This window comes from Limnoglobus sp., assembly GCF_059499385.1.
Window position 1 is genome coordinate 23,236 of sequence record NZ_JCABYM010000021.1, and the last position, 19,709, is coordinate 42,944.

A 19,709-nucleotide genomic window follows, 5' to 3' on the forward strand; every position below is an offset into this window, starting at 1 on the left:
GCGTAAGCGTGCCGGTGTGCAACTCGCCCCACACCGGCACGCTTACGCCGTGCCGTTCGCCAGTTCCTGCACCACCTCGTCCACGGTCGCCCCGCCGGTCACCGGCCGGCACGTCGGCAGCGCGCGGAACCACGTCATCTGCCGCTTCGCGAACTGCCGCGTCCGCTGCTGGATGAGCGCGACCGTCTCGCCCAACGGCACGCCGTCCCGTAGGTACGCGATCAGCTCCGCGTACCCGACCGCCTGCGCCGCCTCGCGGCTCATCGGCTTCGCCATCAGCCCGCGGACCTCGTCGATCCACCCGGCCGCGATCATCGCCTCGACGCGGCGGTCGATGCGGTCGTACAGGACCTCGCGCGGCCATTCGAGGCAGACGCACGGAATCTCGGCGGGCGGCGTGTCCCACGTCTGTTGCAACTCGCCGAGCGGCTTCCCCGTCAGCTCGAAGACCTCCAGCGCCCGCACCACGCGGCGAACGTCGTTGGCGTGCAGCTTCGCCCCGAGCTTCGGGTCCACGGCCGCCAGTCGCGCGTGGAGCGCGGCGTTCCCGTGCGTCGCGGCTTCCTCTTCCAACCTTTGACGAAGTCCCTCGTCCGTCGGCGGCGACTCGAACAGCCCGTGCAGCAGTGCCTTCAAATAATACGGCGTGCCGCCGACGTACAACGGCCGCTTCCCGCGGCCGCGAATCTCGGCACATGCCTCCGCCGCCCGGCCGAGCCACCACGCGACGTTCGCCGACTCCCACGGATCGAGCACGTCAATCAGATGGTGCCGCACCCGCGCCCGTTCCTCGGCCGTCGGCTTCGCCGTGCCGATGTTCATGCCGCGGTAGAATGTCATCGAGTCCATCGCGACGACTTCCGCACCGACCCGCTCGGCTAGGTCCAGCGCGAGGGCCGTCTTCCCGCTCGCGGTCGGGCCGGTCAGGATCAGGGCGTCGGCGAAGGCGGACAAGAGGATTCACCGCAGAGGGCGCAGAGAATAACATTTCAGCAGTTTTATCAAATGATTTTTCTCTGCGCCCTCCGCGCTCTCTGCGGTAAAACGGTTTTCATGAACCTCACTCGTCGCGAACTGCTCTCCCGATCCGGGAGCGGCCTCGGGATGCTCGGCCTGGCCGGCGTGTTCGCGGACGCCGCGGACGTGGACCCGCTCGCGCCTAAGAAATCACCGCTTCCGGCCAAGGCGAAGCACGTCGTTCACCTGTTCATGAACGGCGGCCCGTCGCAGGTGGACACGTTCGATCCGAAGCCGGCGCTCGACAAGCACCACGGCAAACCGCTCACCGGGTCGAATCTGCGGACCGAGCGGAAGACGGGCGCGCCGATGCGGTCGCCGTTCAAGTTCAAAAAGTACGGTCAGTCGGGGATCGAGGTCAGCGAGCTGTTCGCGAAGACGGCCGCGCACGTCGACGACATGTGCGTCATCCGCGGGATGCACGCGGACGTTCCGAACCACGAGCCGTCCTTGATGCTCATGAACTGCGGCGACGGCCGGCTGCCGCGGCCGAGTTTGGGGTCGTGGGTAACCTACGGCCTCGGCAGCGAGAACCGAAACCTGCCGGGGTTCGTAGTCATGTGTCCCGGCGGGTTCCCGATCGTCACGACGCAGAACTGGCGGTCGGCGTTCCTTCCGGGGGTGTATCAAGGCACGTACCTCGACACGCAGCACGCGGACGTGGAGAAGCTGATCGCGTACATCCGCAACGCCGACCTGCCGCTCGACCGGCAGCGGGAGCAACTCGACCTCGTACAGAAGCTGAACGCGAAGCACAAGGAACTGCGGGCCCACGACGCGAACCTCGAAGCCCGCATCCGCACGTTCGAGTTGGCGTTCCGGATGCAGTCGGTGGCGGCGGACGTGTTCGACCTGCGGCGGGAGCCGAAGCAGGTCCGCGAACTCTACGGCGAAACCGTTCACGGCCGACAGTTGCTCTACACCCGCCGCCTGCTGGAGCGCGGCGTGCGGGTGGTGCAGCTCTGGAGCGGGGCCGGGCAGCCGTGGGACAACCACGACAACCTCGAGAAGCAGCACCGCGCGTTGGCCGGGCAGTGGGACCAACCCATCGCCGCGTTCATCAGCGACCTGAAGCAGCGCGGGCTGTTCGACGAGACGCTGATCCTGTGGGGCGGCGAGTTCGGCCGCACGCCGGTCGCCGAGTTCCCCGCCCTCAACGGCCGGGACCACAACCACTACGGGTTCACGTGCTGGCTGGCCGGCGGCGGCGTGAAGGGCGGCACGGTCGTCGGCGCGACCGACGAGTTCGGGTTCGCGGCGGTCGAGAACAAGGTCCATGTCCACGACCTGCACGCGACGATGCTGCACCTGCTCGGCTTCGACCACGAGAAGCTGACGTACCGGTACGCGGGCCGCGACTTCCGGCTGACCGACGTTCACGGGCGGGTGGTGAAGGAAATGGTGGCGTGACTCACTTCAACCAGACTTGCACGACGCCGACGGCCAAGAGGCCCATGCTGATGACCGCGTTCACCTGGAAGAACGCACGGTTCACCTGTGCCAGATTCTCCGGCGACACGAGCGAATGCTCGTAAGTCAGCAGCACGCCAACTGCCAGCCACGCGAGCAGGAAGATCGGACCGCTGAGCGCCGGCGAGGTCATCAGCAGCGCGAACAGCAGCCCGAACATGACCGCGTGACAAGCTGCGGCGATCCGAAGGCTGCGACGCACGCCGAACCGGGCCGGGATGCTGTGCAACCCTTCCCTGCGGTCGAAGTCGGCGTCCTGGCAGGCGTAGAGGATGTCGAACCCCGTCACCCAGAACAGTACGACGGCCGCAAGCAGTAGCGGGTCTTGCATCTCGACCGGGCCGCGGATCGCGATCCACGCCGCGACCGGGGCGAGACTCAGCGACACGCCGAGCCACGCGTGCGCGAGTGACGTGAACCGCTTCGTCAGCGAGTACCCGGCGAGGAACACGAGGACCGGCCCGGACAGGTACAGCGGCCACGGGTTCGCGAACAGCAGCGTGGCCGCGACGAACCCGGCGGCGGTGGCGACCGTGAACAGCGCGACGAGGCCGACGGACAGCGTCCCGGCCGGCAGGTGGCGGGTCGCGGTGCGGGGGTTCTTCGCGTCGATGTCCCGGTCGGCGAGGCGGTTGAACGCCATCGCGAAGCTGCGGGCGAACACCATGCACAGCAGCACGCCGAGGAGGTCGAGCCACCGAAACGGCTCGTACTTCCATGCCACGGCCGCGCTCAAGAGCGCGAACGGCAGCGCGAAGATCGTGTGCGAGAAGCGGACCAGCTCCAGCAGCTTCCGGGTCGTGGCGAGCATGTCGGGGTAACCGCGTTGCCGCGGCGCGCGTAACGCCGGGGTGGAGCTAGATCGTGTCGGGATCGAGGCCCAATTCCCGTAACTTCGCGGCCAACTTTTCTTTCCGCACACGTTCGAGTTCGGCCGCGGCGGCGACTTGCTCCGCCCGCAGCCGTTCTACTTCTACTTGTACCAACGCGCGCTCCGCGCGCAACCTCTCCACTTCCGCGCGCGACCGTTCCAGTTCCGCACGCTCGTGCTCTTCGTCGCCGCGTTGGGCCATGGCCGTCGGGGTCATGAACTTCGACCCGTCCGGATGGAACACGTGCATCCGCCCGCGGGCGACCTCGAACCGGATGCCCAACCGCGGGCTGACCCAGTCGTTGATCTTCGGAATCGACACCAAACGCCCGTCCGTCCGATGCCATCCCTCGACGAACGCCGGGAACTCCGGGTAGACGAGGTAGTATTCCTCCGCCCCGAATTCGTCGTAGAACTGGAGCTTTTCTTCCATCTCCTCGTCGGTGTTGTTCGGCGAGCAGACCTCGAAGACGACGTGGACCGGCACGTCGTTCTCCTGCCACTGCTTGTAGCTGCCGCGGTAGCCCTTCGGCCGGCCGAAGATCACCATCGCGTCCGGGGCCTGCCGCGGGGCGTGGGCCGTCTCGCCGGGCAGCTTCCGCCGCGGGTACCAGAGCATGTTCCCGGCGACGACGACTTCGGGGTTCTGTAGGAATTGGAACTCCAGCCCCCACTTGATGATCGAAATCCAGTCGTACTGGAGGCTGTTGTCGCTCATGGGCTTCCCGTCGTCGTCTGGGTAATCCGGGTCGTCAACCCACTGAGACGGATCGAGGTGCGTGGTCGCCACGGTCGGCTCCTCTTCGATTTCCCGTATTGTCGCGAATCCGGCCGCGGCCGGGAAGGCGGATCAGCCCCGCCACTTCTCGAACAGGTTCCGGGTGATCCGCTGCACCCGCGGGTCCGGGCCGTGCGGCCGGCCGTTGTGGACGTGCGGCAGGATGAACCCCGGCGGCGAACTCAACCCCATCGCCCAGAAGATGGTGCTCGCGTTGAACACCGTGTTCCCCTTCGGCCCCGGATAGATCGTCGCCTCGTAGTGGGACTCGGCCTCGCCGCCGGTCAGCGTCTTGCCGGCCGCCAGCACCTCCAGGCCGGGGATCGCGGCCGGGTCGCCGTGGAACTCCCACCCGACGAGGCCGGGGATGCGGTCCCCCTTCTTCATGCCCGTGCCGGCGAGCACCCAGTGGTCCGGCTTCGTGCAAACCCAGTCGCCGGACCCGTTGAACGGCGAGACGGTTTGCGCCCCGATGAGCGCCGCCTCGGTCGGGGCCTGCACCGGCAGGTCTTCCATGTACTTCTCCTCGCCGGGCCGGATGCCGCCGTACCGCCCGACCCGCTCGATGACCCGCGGCGACGGCGTGTCGATGACGAAGCAGACGGAGTTGCCGCTGAAGAACCCGAAGTTCACGCCCCGCTTCACGGCCTCCAGGCAGGTGTCGTACTGCTTACGGGTCCAGTACTCGTCGTGCCCGACGGACAGGAACGCCTTCGCCCGCGTGAGGAAGTCGATGCCGTGGCGGTCCACGTCGTCGTTCGCGCAGTACGTCACGTCGTAGCCGTGCTGCTCGATCCAGAACGCGAACGGGAACTCCCAGAGCAGGAACTCGCCGCTGCCGAGCGAGAGCGCGTGGTCCACGACCTGCGGGTACTTCGCGTAGGGGCGGTCGAAACTGACCCGCACGCCGCTGACGAGCGGCTTCTTCGACGCGTGGTCGTTGTCGTACAGCGAGTGGTTCTCCGGCCACTTGTTGTACGCCTGCCAGGTGTTCGTACTGCACTGGAACAGGAAGTCGGCCTTCCGGTCGTCGCGGACGATGAACGTCACGTAGCTCTGGTACCGGTGCTTCTCCGCGACGAGCTTGCCGAGGTAGACGCCGCTCGGCCAGTCGGAGGGGATCGTCAGTTCGGTACACGGCTCCCACCCGCACTCGCGGAGCCGCATCGCGGCGACCGGCGGCGTCGGCTGCGGCTTCCCGGCGAACGGGCCGAGCGTCGTGACGTGCCGCCCCCCGTGGCCCTGGTAGTACCCGAGGCGGTAGACCTCGATCCGGAACGGCGTCGCCGGCAGCGTGCTGACGCGGAACGATAGCTTCTCGCCCGCCGCCACGCTCGACTTGTTGCAATAGCCCTCGATGAGCGACGAGCGGAACTTCGCCTTCGCGTCGAACTTGACGTAGGTGAGTTGCCAGTCGGTCGTGCCGGGCTTCTCGTTCTCGTCGCGGACGCGGTTCGGGGCGGCGGCCGTCGCGGCGAGCGGCAGCCCGGCGACCGCGGCGAGGGCCTGACGGCGATTGAGTGACATGGTGGGTTCCTGGTTGAAGACACCCACGAGCATACTCGACCCGCGATCCGGGGCGAAGCGGGAATGATTCCCGGCTTTGGCATCTTGGTTGCCGACTTTCTTGACCGAGCCTACCCGCGCGAACGTGCGAGCCGCCCCCCCGCGAACCAACTTACGAGGCACGACCGTGAACGAGTACACGCCGCAAGCCGGGGCCGCGGCGAACGCGCCGGCCCAGCCCTACACCGCCCCGCCGGGGTACGCCGCGCAGCCGGTTGCCGTTCCCGCGGAACCGCCCCCCGAGCCGGCGGAGCACCGCGAGGTAATCGTCGTCGGCCACTCGCCGCTGGTCTACTGGTGGCCGGTCTGGGTCGTCGGCTACGTGATGGCGATCCTCACGTGGGTGTACGGACAGCCGGTGGCGATCGGCGACGAACGCGTCGTTTTCCACTTCGGCAACAACCTCGGGGTGTTGTTCTTCCTGACGTTGTTCCTGGTCATCGTGATCTCGAACATCAGCATCCGCGGGTACGCATCCGGCATGGTCCTCATGTCGCTCATTACCGCGGCCGTGCTGATCGCCTACTTCGGGGCGTGGGGGGCCATCCTCGGCTGGCTCGGCGACCTGAACATCTACCTCAACCAGGGGGCGTACTTCTGGTTCTCGACGGCCGTGTTCCTTATCTGGGCGGTCACGACGTTCCTCATCGACCACATGCAGTATTGGCGGATCACCCCCGGCCAGATCACACGCGTGGCCGTGTTCGGCGCGTCGTCCCGGAGTTACGACACGGAGAACCTCGTCCTCGAGAAGCGGCGGGACGACCTGTTCAAGCACTGGATTCTCGGCCTGGGGTCGGGCGACCTGAAGATGCAGACCTACGGCGGCCGGCGGGAGGAAATCCTCGTCCCGAACGTGCTGTTCGTCGGGTCGAAGATTCACGAGATTCAGCACCTGATCGCGCTGCGGCCGAGTTCGACCGGCCACCGCGACCCCGGCTGACCCGCCGGGCGGCGGGCGTCACGCCGCGTCCGGCGTGCCCCGCGCGAACCGGAGCTTGTCGAGGTAGATGTAATAGACGGGCGTGAAGTACAGTGTCAGCACCTGCGACACGATCAGCCCGCCGACCACGGCCAGGCCGAGCGGCCGCCGTGACTCGGCCCCGGCCCCCAGCCCCAGCGCGATCGGTAGCGCCCCGAGCAGCGCGCACATCGTCGTCATCATGATCGGCCGGAACCGGACGAGCGACGCCTCGTAGATCGCGTCCCGCGCAGACTTCCCCTGCCGCTCCGCTTCCAGTGCGAAGTCGATCATCATGATCGCGTTCTTCTTCACGATCCCGATGAGCATGATGAGGCCGACCATCGAGTACAGGTTCAACTCGCTGTTGAAGAGCGCGAGCGTCAGTAGCGCCCCGACGCCCGCGGACGGCAGCCCGGAGAGGATCGTGATCGGGTGGATCAGGCTCTCGTACAGCATCCCCATCACGAGGTAAATCACCACCACGGCCGCGATCAGGAGCAGCCCCAGCCCCTGCGCCGACTTCTGGAATTCTTGTGCCGTCCCCTGGAACCCGGTCGTCAGCGTCGGCGGCAGCTCCTCGCGGGCGGCCCGGTCGATGCCCGCCAGCACGTCGCCGAGCGACACGCCGGGCCGGAGGTCGAACGAGATCGTGACAGACGGAAGCTGCCCGGAGTGGTTCACCGTCAGCGGGCCGACGCCGCGGTCCACGGTCACGAGCGAGTCCATCGGCACGAGCACGTTCGCGTCCGACCGGATGTACAGCCGGGACAGGAGCGTCGGGTTCTCCTGGTACTCCGGCTTCACCTCCAGGATGACCTGGTACTCGTTGTTCGGGGTGAAGATCGACGTGACCTGCCGGGAGCCGTAGGCGTTGGCGAGGGCGTCCTCGATCTGGCGGGCGGTGACGCCGAGCGTCTTCGCCCGGTCGCGGTTGATCCGCACGTTCAGCTGCGGGCTGCGGAGTTGCATGTCGCTGGTCACCTCCAGCAGTTCCGGCATCGCCCGCATCCGGGCCTCGACCTTCGCCGCCCCGGCGTACAGGTCCTTCGTGTCCGGCCCCTGGATGGTGAACTGGTACAGGCTCTTGGCCGTCCGCGACCCGATCCGGATCGGCGGCGGGTTCTGGAAGAACACCTTGATCCCCGGAACCTCGGCCGTCTTCTTCCGCAGCCGGGCGATCACCTGGTCGGCGGACAGGTCCCGCTTGTCCCGCGGCACGAGCCGGATGAAGATGCGGCCGGCGTTCGCCGACGCGCTGAACCCGCTCGACCCGACGGTGCTGCTGAACGCGGCGACGTTCTCGTCGGTCCGCAAAATCTCGACCACGCGGGCCTGGGCCTCCAGCAGTCCCTGGAACGAGATGTCCTCCGGCCCCTCGGTCGTGCAAGTGATCTGCCCGGTGTCCTCGCTCGGCAGGAACCCCTTCGGCAGGGCGTACAGGTAGTACGCCGTCCCGGCGACGAACGCGAACGAGAACAACAGCATGAGCAGCCGCAGCCGGAGGGCGAGCCGCAGCGTCCAGGCGTACACGCCGAGGACCGCGTCGAACAACCCCTCCGTCAGCCGGTAGAACAGGCCCGGCCGCGCCGCCCCGTGGCCGGCGTGTCCGCCCTTGAGCAGCAGGGCGCAGAGCATCGGCGTGAGGGTGACGGACACGACCCCGGAAATGACGATCGCGACCGAAATGACGACGGCGAACTCGCGGAGCAGCCGGCCGACGAGGCCGGCCATGAACAGCACCGGGATGAACACGGCGACCAGCGACACGGTCATCGAGACGATCGTGAACCCGACCTCGGCCGACCCGTCGAGCGACGCCTGCAGGGGGGACTTGCCCATGTCCAGGTGGCGGATGATGTTCTCCAGCATCACGATCGCGTCGTCCACGACGAACCCGACGGCGAGCGTCAACGCCAGCAGCGACAGGTTGTCGAGCGTGTAGTTCAACAGGTGCATGACGCCGAACGTCGCGACGATCGACACCGGCAAGGCGAGGCTGGGGATGAGCGTCGCCCGGACGCTGCGGAGGAAGACGAAGATCACCAGCACGACCAGCGCGAACGCGATCAGGAGCGTGATCTGAACGTCGTGGATCGACTCCTGGATCGGGAGCGACCGGTCGGACAGCACCTTCAACAAGACGGACGGCGGCAGCTGCGCCTGGAACGTCGGGAGCAGCCGCTGGACCTCGGCCGCCACCTCGACGGTGTTCGCCCCCGGCTGGCGGTAGACGGCCAGCATGACCGACCGGGCCACGTCCCCCGGCTCGCCGGCCGCCGTCCGCTCGGTGGACGCCGCGGCGACCTTGTCGTTCTCCACGCCATCGAAGACGGTCGCCAGTTCGGCCAGCCGCACGGGCTGGCCGCCGCGGTACGTGACGATCACCGGCCGGTAGCCCTTCGCCTCCGTCAGCTGCCCGGTCGCCTGGATGTTGAACGCCTGCTTGCGGCCCTGGAACGTACCGGTCGGCAGGTTGACGTTCGCGTCCTTGATCGCGGTGGAAACCTCGTCGAGGCCGACGCCGCGGACGGCCAGCACGTTCGGATCGACCTGGACCCGGACGGCCTTCTTCTGCTGGCCGAAGACGACGACCTGCGCGACGCCGGTGACCTGCGACATCCGCTGGGCGAGGAACGTCTCGCCGTACTCGTTCACGTCGTACAGCGGGAGCGTGTCGGACCGCAGGGTGAGGAGCACGATGGGCGAGTCGGACGGGTTGACTTTGCGGAACGACGGCGGGGACGGCATGTCGTCCGGGAGCGACCGGGCCGCCTTCGCGATGGCCGACTGCACGTCCTGGGCGGCGGCGTCGATGTCGCGGGCGAGGTCGAACTGCATCGTGATCGACGTGACGCCGAGGGCGCTCGTGGACGTGAGGCCCTCGATGCCGGGGATGGCGGTGAACTCCCGCTCGAGCGGGGACGCGACGGCCGCGGCCATCGTCTCCGGGTTCGCCCCCGGCAGGGTGGCCGTCACCTGGATCGTGGGGAAGTCCACGTTCGGCAAGTCGTTGACCGGCAGGGCCGTGTACCCGAGCGCCCCGGCGAGGACGACGGCGAGCGTCAGCAGGCCGGTCATGATCGGCCGGCGGACGAACGGGGAGGAGATGTTCACTCGGTCCGCTCCTGCCGCGCCGCGGCAGTAGATTTCACCTCCACCTTCGTCCCGTGGACGAGCCGGAGCTGCCCCTCGGTGACGACCGTTTCCCCGGCCGACAGCCCGGACGCGATGACGGCGTCGGCCCCGACCTCGAACGCCACCGCGACCGGCCGGAGTTCGGCCTTGCGGTCCGGGGTGACGACGAACAAGAAGTTCCCCTTCTGCCCGGACTGCACGGCCGTCGCCGGGACGGTCACGCTGTCCGGCCGGTCGCGGACGGTCAGCACCACGTCCAGGAACTGCCCCGGCCAGAGCTTGCGGTCCTTGTTCGGGAACTCGGCCTTCAGCAGGACGGTCCCGCTGCCGGTGTTCACGGCGTTGTCGATGAACGCGAGCCGGCCCTCGATCGGCGGCTCGCCGTCCCGGAGGTACGCCTCCACCTTCAGCGGCCGCTCCCGCCGGGCCTGGGCGACGGCCGGGAGTTGCTGCTCCGGCAGGGCGAACGTCACGAAGATCGGGCTGACCTGGTTGATGACGACGAGCGGGTTCAGCCCGTTCGCCTCGACGAGATTCCCCTGGTTGACGAGCAGCTCGCCGACCCGCCCGTCGAGCGGGGCGAAGATGGTGGTGAACCCGACCTGGAGCTTCGCCGAGTCGAGGGCGGCGCGGTCCACGGCGACGGCCGCCGCGGCGGTGGCGGCGGCGGTGCGGGCGGCGTCCAGTTCCACGGCCGACGCGGCCCCGCCGACGCCGACCTTCTCCACGCGGGCGAGGTCGAGTTCCGCCCCCTTGAGCACGGCCAGGCTCTTGCCGAGCGTCGCCTCGGCGAGCTTCACCGCCGCCTCGTAGGGCCGCGGGTCGATGACGAGCAGCTTCTGATCCTTCTTGACGTACTCGCCTTCCTTGAAGTGGACCTCGGTGAGCTGCCCGCCGACCCTCGGCCGGATGGCGACGCTCGCGACGGCCTTCACGGACCCGATGGTCCGCACCTCGACCGGGACGGTCCGCTTCTCGCTGACGGCGACGGTGACGGGGGCGGGCGGGGCGTCCGGCTTCGGCGGGGGCGGCTTGGTACAACCGAGCATTAGGTGAACGACCAACACGGGCGGGAGAACTCTCATGCGGTGGCCTCGGGGCAGCCTGGGCGCGGAGTATGCCAGTAGACTATACCGAACCGCCGGCGGCATCTCACATGGATCGCGTCTTCACGATTTTCTCATCGCGAGGGACGGCCCGAAACGAAGAACGACCCCGGTTTCCCAGGGTCGTTCCGAGCGAGGCTCTCGAATGCGGAGAGGGCGGGATTCGAACCCGCGGTGCAATTTTACTCGCACGCCGCTTTAGCAAAGCGGTGCTTTCGACCACTCAGCCACCTCTCCGTCACGGCGAATCTTAGCACCGGAACGCGCCGCCGACAATAGAACGGCGACCGCCTCTTGCCGGGACCGGGGCCAACCCGAATCTTATCCCGCACGGCCGTCCCCTCTCCCGTCCCCCGGCCGACCCGCGAGACCCGCCATGTCCACCCCGCCGGAAGCGTTCCAGCCGTTCGTCCCCGCGTCCGCGTCGCCCAAAGAGTTCACCCTCACGCCGATCCTCGTCGGCACGCTCCTCGGCATCGTGTTCGGGGCGTCGTCCGTCTACCTCGTCCTCAAGGTCGGGTTGACCGTGTCGGCCTCGATCCCGGTCGCCGTCCTGTCCATCACCGTCTTCAAGGCGCTCTCGAAGGCGTTCAAACTGCGGACCTCGACCATCCTCGAGAACAACATCGCGCAGACGGCCGGGTCGGCCGGGGAGTCGATCGCGTTCGCCGTCGGCCTCGTCATGCCGGCGCTGCTCGTGCTCGGGTTCGACATCGACGTCGTGCGGGTCATGACCGTCGGCGTCCTCGGCGGGTTGCTCGGCATCCTCATGATGATCCCGCTCCGCCGGGCGTTCGTCGTGAAGAAGCACGGCGAACTGAAGTACCCGGAGGGGACGGCCTGCGCCGACGTGCTGATCGCCGGCGAGAAGGGCGGCTCGACGGCCCGGATGCTCTTCCTCGGGTTCGGGATGGCGTTCGCCTACCAGTGGTGCATGAACGCGTTCAAGCTCTGGAAGCCCGAGACGGAACAACCGCTCTACGACCCGGAGACCGGCAGCGGGCTGGACGGGGCGGCCGTCGGGTCCGACATGAACCCGTCGCTGCTCGGCGTCGGGTACATCATCGGGCCGCGGATCGCGAGCATCATGGTGGCCGGCGGCGTCCTCGCGTACCTCGTGTTCGTGCCGACGATCAAGTTCTTCGGCGCGAACCTGGACAAGCCGCTCGCGCCGGCGGTGTCGAAGCTCGACGACGCCGGCAAGGACGTGGGCCTCATCCGGAACATGAGCGAGGGGCAGGTCCGCAACGCGTACATCCTGTACATCGGCGCGGGGGCGGTGGCGGCGGGCGGGATCATCAGCATGTTGAAGGCGCTGCCGGTGATCTTCGGCTCCGTGGTGGCCGGGTTCCGGGACATGCGGGCCGGCGGCGGGGCCGCCGGCGGCCTCCGGACCGAGCGGGACCTGCCGATGTCGGTCGTCCTCGCGGGCAGCCTCGGCCTCGTGTTCGCGCTCGCGGTCGCCCCGTCCCTCGGCCTCGGGCTGAACGCCACCGGCATCGCCGGGGCGCTGCTGATCCTCGTCTTCGGGTTCCTGTTCGTCACCGTCTCTAGCCGGCTGACGGGCGAGATCGGGTCGTCCTCGAACCCGATCTCCGGCATGACGGTCGCGACGCTCCTGCTGACCTGCCTGATCCTGCTCCTGCTGAACTCCCTCGGCGTCGTCGAACTCGGCAAGGGCACGAAGCTGCTCGCCCTGACGATCGCCGGCGTCGTCTGCGTGGCGTGTAGCAACGGCGGGACCACGTCGCAGGCGCTCAAGACCGGGCACCTCGTCGGCGCGACGCCGCTGTACCAGCAGTACGCGATCCTCATCGGGTCGCTCGCGTCCGCCGTGGCCATCGGGTTCGTCCTCTTGCTGCTGAACCAGGCCGGCACGGTGTACACCAAGAAGGGGCTGCCGCCGGTGACGGTGGACGTGGCGAAGCTGACCGCGACCGACAAGGTGAAGACGGGCCAGTACGCGGACGACCCGGCCGAGTACTTCGTGCTGGTGGTCGGCAAGCGGGAGAAGGTCGATCCGGCCCTCGTCGTCGGCGGCGCACCGGAAGCGGCGAAGATGACGCCCGGCCGGTTCCTGGTAAACGCCGCCGGCCAGATCGTCTACCGGTGCGACCCGGCCGTGAACGGCGACCTGAAGGAGCAGGACGACGGCACGAAGGTCGAGTACAAGTACGACGCGCCGAAGACGGAGCTGATCGCCCTCATCATCGACGGCATTCTCGACCGCAACCTGCCGTGGAACCTCGTCGTCCTCGGCGTGCTGATCGCCGTGACGCTGGAACTCGCCGGCGTCCCGTCGCTGCCGTTCGCCGTCGGCGTCTACCTGCCGCTCGCCGCGTCGGTGCCGATCTTCATCGGCGGCCTGGTCCGGTGGGCGGCCGACCAGGCCCGGCGGAACACGGACGACGGCGACTCCAGCCCCGGCGTGCTGCTCGGGTCCGGGTACATCGCGGGGGCGGCCATCGCCCAGGTGATCGTCGCGTTCCTGGAGTTCTGGCCGGCGATCCCGAAGGCGCTCGACCTGCGGTCGCTCGTGGAGAAGGTGCAGATTAACGGCGTGGCATGGAACGACAGCAACGTGCCGAGCGTCGTCATGTTCGGGGCGCTGGCCGTCGTCCTGTTCGTCGTCGGGACGGAGCGGTTGGCGAAGAAGAAGGCGAACGGCACGGCGTAAGCGTGCCGGTACTTGTACACCACCGGCACGCTTACGCCGTGCCGTTCGCCTTAGAACCGCGGCGGTTCCTTGCGGACCAGCTCGTTCGAGAAGTCGAGCGAGTCGAGCGTCCCGGCGTCCGTCCAGTAGCCGTCGAGCTGGAAGCACCCCATGCGGCCCTGGCGGATGTAGTGGTTGTTCACGTCCGTGATCTCCAGCTCGCCGCGGCCGGACGGCTTGAGCGTCTTGATGATCCCGAACACGTCCGGCGGGTAGATGTAAATCCCGACCACTGCCCAGTCGCTCTTCGGGTTCACCTTCGGCTTCTCCTCGATGCCGACGACCGTGTCCCCGTGCAACTCGGCCACCCCGTACCGGCCGGGGTCCGGGACCTGCTTCAACCCGATCCACGCCCAGTCCGGGCGGGAATTGGCCTTCTCCAAGAGCGGGACGAGCGGGTCGCGGAAGATGTTGTCGCCGAGCAGCACGCACGCCCGGCTGCCCATGCAGAAGTGCTCCGCCAGCCCGAGCGCCTGCGCGATGCCGCCGGCCTCGTCCTGGACGCGGTACGTCAGCCGGCAGTTGTGGTCCTTGCCGCTGCCGAGCAACTCGACGAAGTCACCCATGTGCTCAGTGCCGGAGACGAGCAGGATGTCCTGCAGGCCCGCGCCGGTGAGCTTCTTCAGCGGGTGGTAGACCATCGGCCACGCCCCGACGGGCAGCAGGTGCTTGTTCGTCACCTTCGTGAGTTCGCCCATGCGGGTTCCCTTCCCCCCCGCCAGGATGACGCCGCGAATGGACATGTGGACTCTCCGATCGAATGGTTTTGGTTTTTCGCCGCGGAGCGGCCGGCGGGTACAGCCTGGGGCGGAAGCCCCAGGTCGCGACCACCCCGGTCTTCGCCCCGTAGGGGCCGACGCCGGCCGCTCCGCGGCGGGGATTGGTTCACTCGGTCCTGGGGCTTCCGCCCCAGGCTGTACCCGCCGGCCGCTCCGCGGCGAAGACCACGAGCTACTTCAACTTCCCGTACTGCTTCTCGTAGTAGCTCAGGTAGTCCTTGTTCTTGATGCCGGTGATCCAGTCGCCGTTGGCCTTGTACCAGTCGATCGTTTCCTGCAGCCCGCGGTCGAACGAAACCTGCGGGGACCAGCCGAGTTCGCGCTCGGCCTTCGAGCAGTCGATGGCGTACCGGCGGTCGTGGCCGGGGCGGTCGGCGACGTACCGGATCAGGTCGTCGCCCTTGCCGAGCAGCTTCAAAAGCAGCTTCGTGATCTCGATGTTCGGCTTCTCGCACCGGCCGCCGAAGTTGTAGACCTCGCCGCTCTTCCCGGCCCGCCACGCGGCCTCGACGCCGCGGCAGTGGTCGAGGACGTGAATCCAGTCGCGGATTTGCATCCCGTCGCCGTACACCGGGACCGGCTGGTCGGTCATCAGGTTCGTCACGAACAGCGGGATGAGCTTCTCCGGGAACTGGTACGGGCCGTAGTTGTTGGAACACCGCGTCGTCACGGCGTGCAGGCCGAACGTGTGCTGGTACGCCTTCACCAACAGGTCGGACGCCGCCTTGCTCGCCGAGTACGGGCTGCTCGGGTCGAGCGGCGTCGTCTCGGTGAACAGCCCGGTCGGGCCGAGGCTGCCGTACACCTCGTCGGTGCTGACCTGGACGTACTTCTGGGCCTTGAACTCGCGGGCGGCGTCGAGGAGGATTTGCGTGCCGATCACGTTCGTCTTCACGAACGGGCCGCTGTCCTGGATGCTGCGGTCCACGTGACTTTCCGCGGCGAAGTGGATCACGTCCGTCACGCCGAGGCTCATGGCGGCCCGCACGTCGTCCCGGCTCGTCACGTCACCCTTGAGGAACTTGTAGTTCGGGTTATTCGCCACGTCCTTGAGGTTGGCGAGGTTCCCGGCGTAGGTGAGCGCGTCGAAGTTGATGATGGTGCAGTCCGGGTCGGTCGCCAGGAGGTGGCGGACGAAGTTGCTCCCGATGAACCCACAACCACCCGTGACCAACAGCGTCGGCATGACGATTCCCGTGCGAGCGAGGCCGGATTCCTTCCCGCCGGTTTACGGCCGGGGGCGCGGCGCGTCAAACCTTAACCGGAACCGTCACTCGCCGAGAAGCCGAATTTGCACGTTCCGGAAGTCGATGTGCCCCCAGTGGACCTTGAGGGCGATGGGGCCTTTCGGGCGGCCGATTGCGGGGACGGCCTTCCGCACCTCGTCCGACACGGCGTTGAGATCGACCTCGACCATCCGCGTGCCGTTGAGATCGACCTGGACGACCTGCCCCTGGGAAAGGATACGCAAGTTGTTCCACTCCCCGATCAGCTTATTTCTCTTCTCGGTCGTGCCCTTCACGTTATAGATCGAGCCGGTCTCGAAGTTCGCCCCGATGGGCCGGCCGTGGACCTTCGGGAAGTTCTCGTCGTCGCCGACGTTGACCTCGATGCCATCGACCCTGGTGTCGAGGTCCCGGCAGCGGAACATCACGCTCGTGTGGCCGCCCTCACTCCGCCAGCGGTAGTCGAGCTTCAACTCGAAGTCGCCGTACTCCCGGTCCGACAGCAGCACGTCATCGACCTTGTCCGGCTTGCCGCGGAGCACGCCGTCCTCCCACCACCAGGCGTCCGCCGAACTCCCCCGCGCCGGGGTCCACCCGGCGAGGCTGCCCGGCGAAAACAAGGGATACCACGTGTCGTCCGTTCGGGCCTTCTTCGCCACCGGCGGCGTCACCTTCGCCACGGGTGCCGCCTTCGGCAGAGCCTTTTTCGGGGGCGGGGCCGGGGCGGAGCTGGCCGACTTCGGCAGGAGCGGGATGTTCAACACGAACGGAAGCGCCACGAGCACGGCGGCGAGAGCGACCAGCCCGAGGTAGAGCGGCCGCCGGTCCGGTTGCCGCGGCCGCACCGCCCGCCGGGGGGCGGGCGTCGGCCGCTCGACGATCTCCGGCCACCCCTCGATCAACCCGTCCGTCGCCGTCGTGTCGATGGAGAACAGCGTCTCGATGGCGATGAGTTCCTGGATCACCGCGTCGGCCGACGGGGGCCGGTCGGCCGGGTTCTTCTCCAAGAGGTGATGGGTCAGCCGGGCGAGCCGGGCGGATACGTCCGGTTGAACCTCCGTCACCGGCCGGGCGGGGGTGGACCGGATCGCGGTCAGCACGTCGCGGATCGACCCGCCCTGGAACGGCCGCTCCCCGGCGAGCATCTCGTACAGCACGACGCCGAGGCTGAACAGGTCGCTGCGGTGGTCGATGGCCTCAGCGCCGACCTGCTCCGGGGCCATGTACGCCGGGGTCCCGGTCAGCCCCTCGACCGGCTCGACCAGGTCCGCCGGCCGGAGGGCGAGGCCGAAGTCGAGCAGCTTCACCCGGCCGGTGCGGGCGTCCAGCCAGACGTTCTCCGGCTTCACGTCCCGGTGGACGAGCTTGGCGGCGTGGACGGCCCGCAGCCCGGTGGCGATCTCGCGGGCCACCCGCGCGGCCGTCGTCTGCGGCACGGCCTTGCCCTGTGTCTGGTGTTGCAACGAGCAGCCGGTGAGTAGCTCCATCGTCAGGAACGGCAGCCCCTCGGCCTCGTGGACCTGGTAGATGGTGACGACGTGGTCGTCCACGATGGCCGCGGCCGCCCGCCCTTCGGCGAGGAACCGGTCCATCGCCCGCGCGTTCGCCGCGTACCGGGGCTTCAAAACTTTGAGGGCGACGGTCCGTTCGAGCCGGGGGTCCACGGCCTCGTACACGAGGCCCATGCCGCCGCTACCGATCTGGCGGACGACGCGATACCCGGCGAAGCACCCGATGTCCCCGACCTCGATGGGGGGCGCCAGCGGGATGTCGAGCTTCGTCGCCGACAGGCCGGCGAGCGTGTCGCACGTCACCTCGTCGGGGGCCGTGATGCGGTTCGGGTCCGGCATGGGTCTCGCGATCCCTGCGGGCGGGTTGGCAGTGAATATCTTAGCAAAATGGGAACGCGGGTTGAAACCGCAAAAAGACAGTCGAATCCGGCCGCGGAAGCTTGGGGACGGTTCGCATCGGCGGCGGGATTTTCCCCGGTTCCGCGAATCCGACTGGATTCCGCGTCAACGTCAGTTATAATCCCATTGTCAACCGGACCAATGGTCCCTAAAGTACCGTCGAAGTCGCACGTTATCCGGCACTTGCCGAAACTGAAGACCTAAACCCTCTCAGTTGACCCGCTGACTAAACCCAGCACCGACGCAAGTGATGACCTTCGCCGCGTTCCTTCGCCAATGACTGGACGATGAACTCCCGACGAAACCCGACCCCGCGGCCGACTTCGGCTTGTGGGCCGGCCGTGCGACGTGATAGAACGAGATTCGTTCGAGTAATTCTGAGCGTATCGTTCGACTAGTACGGGCGACGGATCGCCGACCTGTCGGAACCGGCCTCGACGTGCGAGGCCGCCGTCCCGCCCCGATCTAGTTCCCAGTACCTTTTTGTCCCGGGCGCGGCCGTCCGGGGTTGCCCTGTTTCGACCGTGACGTTTCAAATCAGAGGATTAGCCATGCCCGACGCCAAGAGCGTCGAAGGGTCGCAACGACCCGTCGTCCGCAAGCGCGTGCTGCGGAAGCCCGGTGAGCCGGCGGCCCCCACGTCGCAACCCGCCGCCCCGGAATCGACCGCGTTCCCCCCGATCCCGGTGGCCGAGGCCCCGAAGGCCGAGGTTCCCCCGCCGCAACCCGCCCCGGCCCCCGCGCCCGCCCCGCGGCCCGTGCCGCAGCAGCGGACGCAAGGCCCGAACCCGGCGATGCGGGACCGCATGGACCGGGCCGACCGCGACTACCACCAGGACCGCGGCGGCGACCGCCAACAGGAACGCCCGGCCCGCGGGACCGGCCCGGCCGTGAAGCTCGACGACCTGTACCGGATGCCGATGCCGAAGCTGTTCGCCCTCGCCGAGAGCGAGGGGATGCGGGAGCACACCGGCATGAGCCGGGCGCAGCTGATCGTCGGCATCGTCCGCCGGCAGATCGAGCGGGGCGAAGTCGTCCGCGGGTCCGGCACGCTGGAAGTGCTACCCGACGGCTACGGGTTCCTCCGCAGCGCCGCCCACAACTACCTGTCCAGCCCGGAAGACATCTACGTGTCGCCGAGCCAGATCCGCCGGATGAGCCTGCGGACCGGGTACGTGGTCGAAGGCCCGATCCGCCTGCCGATCGAGAACCAGGACAACTTCGCCCTGATGCAGATCGAGCTCGTCAACGGCAAGCCGGGCGACGAGACGGCGACGATCACCAGCTTCGCCGACCTGACGCCGCTGCACCCGAACAAGCGGCTGACGCTCGAAACCACGCCGGACGAGCTGTCGATGCGGATCGTGGACCTCATCACGCCCATCGGCAAGGGGCAGCGCGGCCTCATCGTCGCCCCGCCCCGGACCGGCAAGACGATCCTGCTCTCGAAGATGGCCAACGCCATTCTGAAGAACCACCCCGAAGCCTACGTCTTCGTTCTTCTGGTCGATGAACGACCCGAAGAAGTGACGGAAATGCAACGGCTCGTCCAAGGCACCAACGCCGAGGTCGTGGCCAGCACCTTCGACGAACCGCCCGAGGAACATATTCACGTGGCCGAAGTCGTCCTGGAGAAGGCCAAGCGGATGGTGGAACTGAAGAAGGACGTGGTCATCCTTCTGGACAGCATCACCCGCCTGGCCCGCGCCCACAACACGGAGGCCGGGCCGGGCGGGAAGTTGCTCTCGGGGGGCCTCGACAGCAACGCGATGCAGAAGCCGAAGAACTTCTTCGGCGCGGCCCGGAACGTCGAGGAGGGCGGCAGCCTGACGATCCTGGCGACGGCGCTGATCGACACCGGCAGCCGGATGGACGACGTGATCTTCGAGGAGTTCAAGGGCACGGGCAACATGGAACTGCACCTCGACCGGCGGCTGGTCGAGAAGCGGGTCTACCCGGCGATCGACGTGAACCGCAGCGGCACGCGGAAGGAAGACCTGCTGCTGCACCCGGAGGAGCTTTCCCGCATCGCGATGCTCCGCCGCGTGCTGGCCGACATGCACCCGACGGAGGCGATGGAGTTGCTGGTGAACCGCGCCCGGAAGTCGAAGAGCAACACCGAGTTCCTGTTGGCGATGAACCTGAACTGACGCGACGACGACTCGCGGCAA

13 protein-coding genes and 1 tRNA gene are annotated in these 19,709 nt (G+C 67.9%); 4 read left to right on the forward strand and 10 right to left on the reverse strand.

The genetic code is table 11. The annotated features are described in order from the left end of the window. Window positions 1-42: 42 nt before the first annotated feature. Complete coding sequence (miaA, locus tag AC5JJ2_RS03500; protein WP_495856571.1) at window positions 43-954, reverse strand: tRNA (adenosine(37)-N6)-dimethylallyltransferase MiaA; 912 nt, start codon at window positions 952-954, stop codon at window positions 43-45. Window positions 955-1,053: 99 nt separating this feature from the next. On the opposite strand from miaA, the gene AC5JJ2_RS03505 reads away from it, so the two are divergent. Next, window positions 1,054-2,427, forward strand: coding sequence for a DUF1501 domain-containing protein (locus AC5JJ2_RS03505; protein WP_495856572.1), 1,374 nt, complete (start codon window positions 1,054-1,056; stop codon window positions 2,425-2,427). A 1-nt stretch (window position 2,428) separates the two neighbouring features. On the opposite strand, the gene AC5JJ2_RS03510 is transcribed toward AC5JJ2_RS03505, so the two are convergent. Genes AC5JJ2_RS03510 through AC5JJ2_RS03520 form a run of 3 tightly spaced genes read right to left on the reverse strand, consistent with a single transcriptional unit; the run spans window position 2,429 to window position 5,663 of the window. Beyond that, window positions 2,429-3,298, reverse strand: coding sequence for a UbiA-like polyprenyltransferase (locus AC5JJ2_RS03510; RefSeq protein WP_495856573.1), 870 nt, complete (start codon window positions 3,296-3,298; stop codon window positions 2,429-2,431). A gap of 46 nt (window positions 3,299-3,344) precedes the next feature. Next, window positions 3,345-4,148 (reverse strand): Uma2 family endonuclease, encoded by an 804-nt coding sequence (locus AC5JJ2_RS03515; protein ID WP_495856574.1) that lies wholly within the window; start codon window positions 4,146-4,148, stop codon window positions 3,345-3,347. A gap of 60 nt (window positions 4,149-4,208) precedes the next feature. After that, on the reverse strand, window positions 4,209-5,663 hold the full coding sequence (locus tag AC5JJ2_RS03520; RefSeq protein ID WP_495856575.1) for a N,N-dimethylformamidase beta subunit family domain-containing protein: 1,455 nt from the start codon (window positions 5,661-5,663) through the stop codon (window positions 4,209-4,211). Window positions 5,664-5,829: 166 nt separating this feature from the next. On the opposite strand from AC5JJ2_RS03520, the gene AC5JJ2_RS03525 reads away from it, so the two are divergent. After that, window positions 5,830-6,645, forward strand: a complete 816-nt coding sequence (locus AC5JJ2_RS03525) for a hypothetical protein (protein WP_495856576.1) — start codon at window positions 5,830-5,832, stop codon at window positions 6,643-6,645. Between the two features lie 18 nt (window positions 6,646-6,663). Here the strand turns inward: AC5JJ2_RS03525 and AC5JJ2_RS03530 are convergent, their stop codons facing one another. From AC5JJ2_RS03530 to AC5JJ2_RS03540, 3 genes are all read right to left on the reverse strand, one after another. Further along, window positions 6,664-9,780 (reverse strand): efflux RND transporter permease subunit, encoded by a 3,117-nt coding sequence (locus AC5JJ2_RS03530; protein WP_495856577.1) that lies wholly within the window; start codon window positions 9,778-9,780, stop codon window positions 6,664-6,666. Then, window positions 9,777-10,886 (reverse strand): efflux RND transporter periplasmic adaptor subunit, encoded by a 1,110-nt coding sequence (locus tag AC5JJ2_RS03535; RefSeq protein ID WP_495856578.1) that lies wholly within the window; start codon window positions 10,884-10,886, stop codon window positions 9,777-9,779. Before AC5JJ2_RS03535 ends, AC5JJ2_RS03530 begins: the two co-directional genes overlap by 4 nt. A 169-nt stretch (window positions 10,887-11,055) precedes the next feature. Then, window positions 11,056-11,144, reverse strand: a tRNA-Ser gene (locus AC5JJ2_RS03540). A gap of 139 nt (window positions 11,145-11,283) precedes the next feature. Between AC5JJ2_RS03540 and AC5JJ2_RS03545 the strand changes: the two genes are divergently transcribed. Beyond that, on the forward strand, window positions 11,284-13,584 hold the full coding sequence (locus tag AC5JJ2_RS03545) for an OPT family oligopeptide transporter (RefSeq protein WP_495856579.1): 2,301 nt from the start codon (window positions 11,284-11,286) through the stop codon (window positions 13,582-13,584). A 50-nt stretch (window positions 13,585-13,634) separates the two neighbouring features. Here AC5JJ2_RS03545 and AC5JJ2_RS03550 read toward each other — a convergent pair whose 3' ends face one another. From AC5JJ2_RS03550 to AC5JJ2_RS03560, 3 genes are all read right to left on the reverse strand, one after another. Continuing rightward, the gene (locus AC5JJ2_RS03550; protein WP_495856580.1) at window positions 13,635-14,366 is read right to left on the reverse strand and encodes a sugar phosphate nucleotidyltransferase; all 732 of its coding nucleotides are present in this window, start codon (window positions 14,364-14,366) and stop codon (window positions 13,635-13,637) included. A gap of 208 nt (window positions 14,367-14,574) precedes the next feature. Then, on the reverse strand, window positions 14,575-15,588 hold the full coding sequence (rfbB, locus tag AC5JJ2_RS03555) for a dTDP-glucose 4,6-dehydratase (protein WP_495856581.1): 1,014 nt from the start codon (window positions 15,586-15,588) through the stop codon (window positions 14,575-14,577). Window positions 15,589-15,672: 84 nt separating this feature from the next. Continuing rightward, on the reverse strand, window positions 15,673-17,478 hold the full coding sequence (locus AC5JJ2_RS03560; RefSeq protein WP_495856582.1) for a protein kinase domain-containing protein: 1,806 nt from the start codon (window positions 17,476-17,478) through the stop codon (window positions 15,673-15,675). A 611-nt stretch (window positions 17,479-18,089) separates the two neighbouring features. Between AC5JJ2_RS03560 and rho the strand changes: the two genes are divergently transcribed. After that, entirely contained in the window at window positions 18,090-19,688 is a 1,599-nt protein-coding gene (rho, locus tag AC5JJ2_RS03565) for a transcription termination factor Rho (protein WP_495856583.1), read from the forward strand. The last annotated feature ends 21 nt before the right edge of the window (window positions 19,689-19,709 follow it).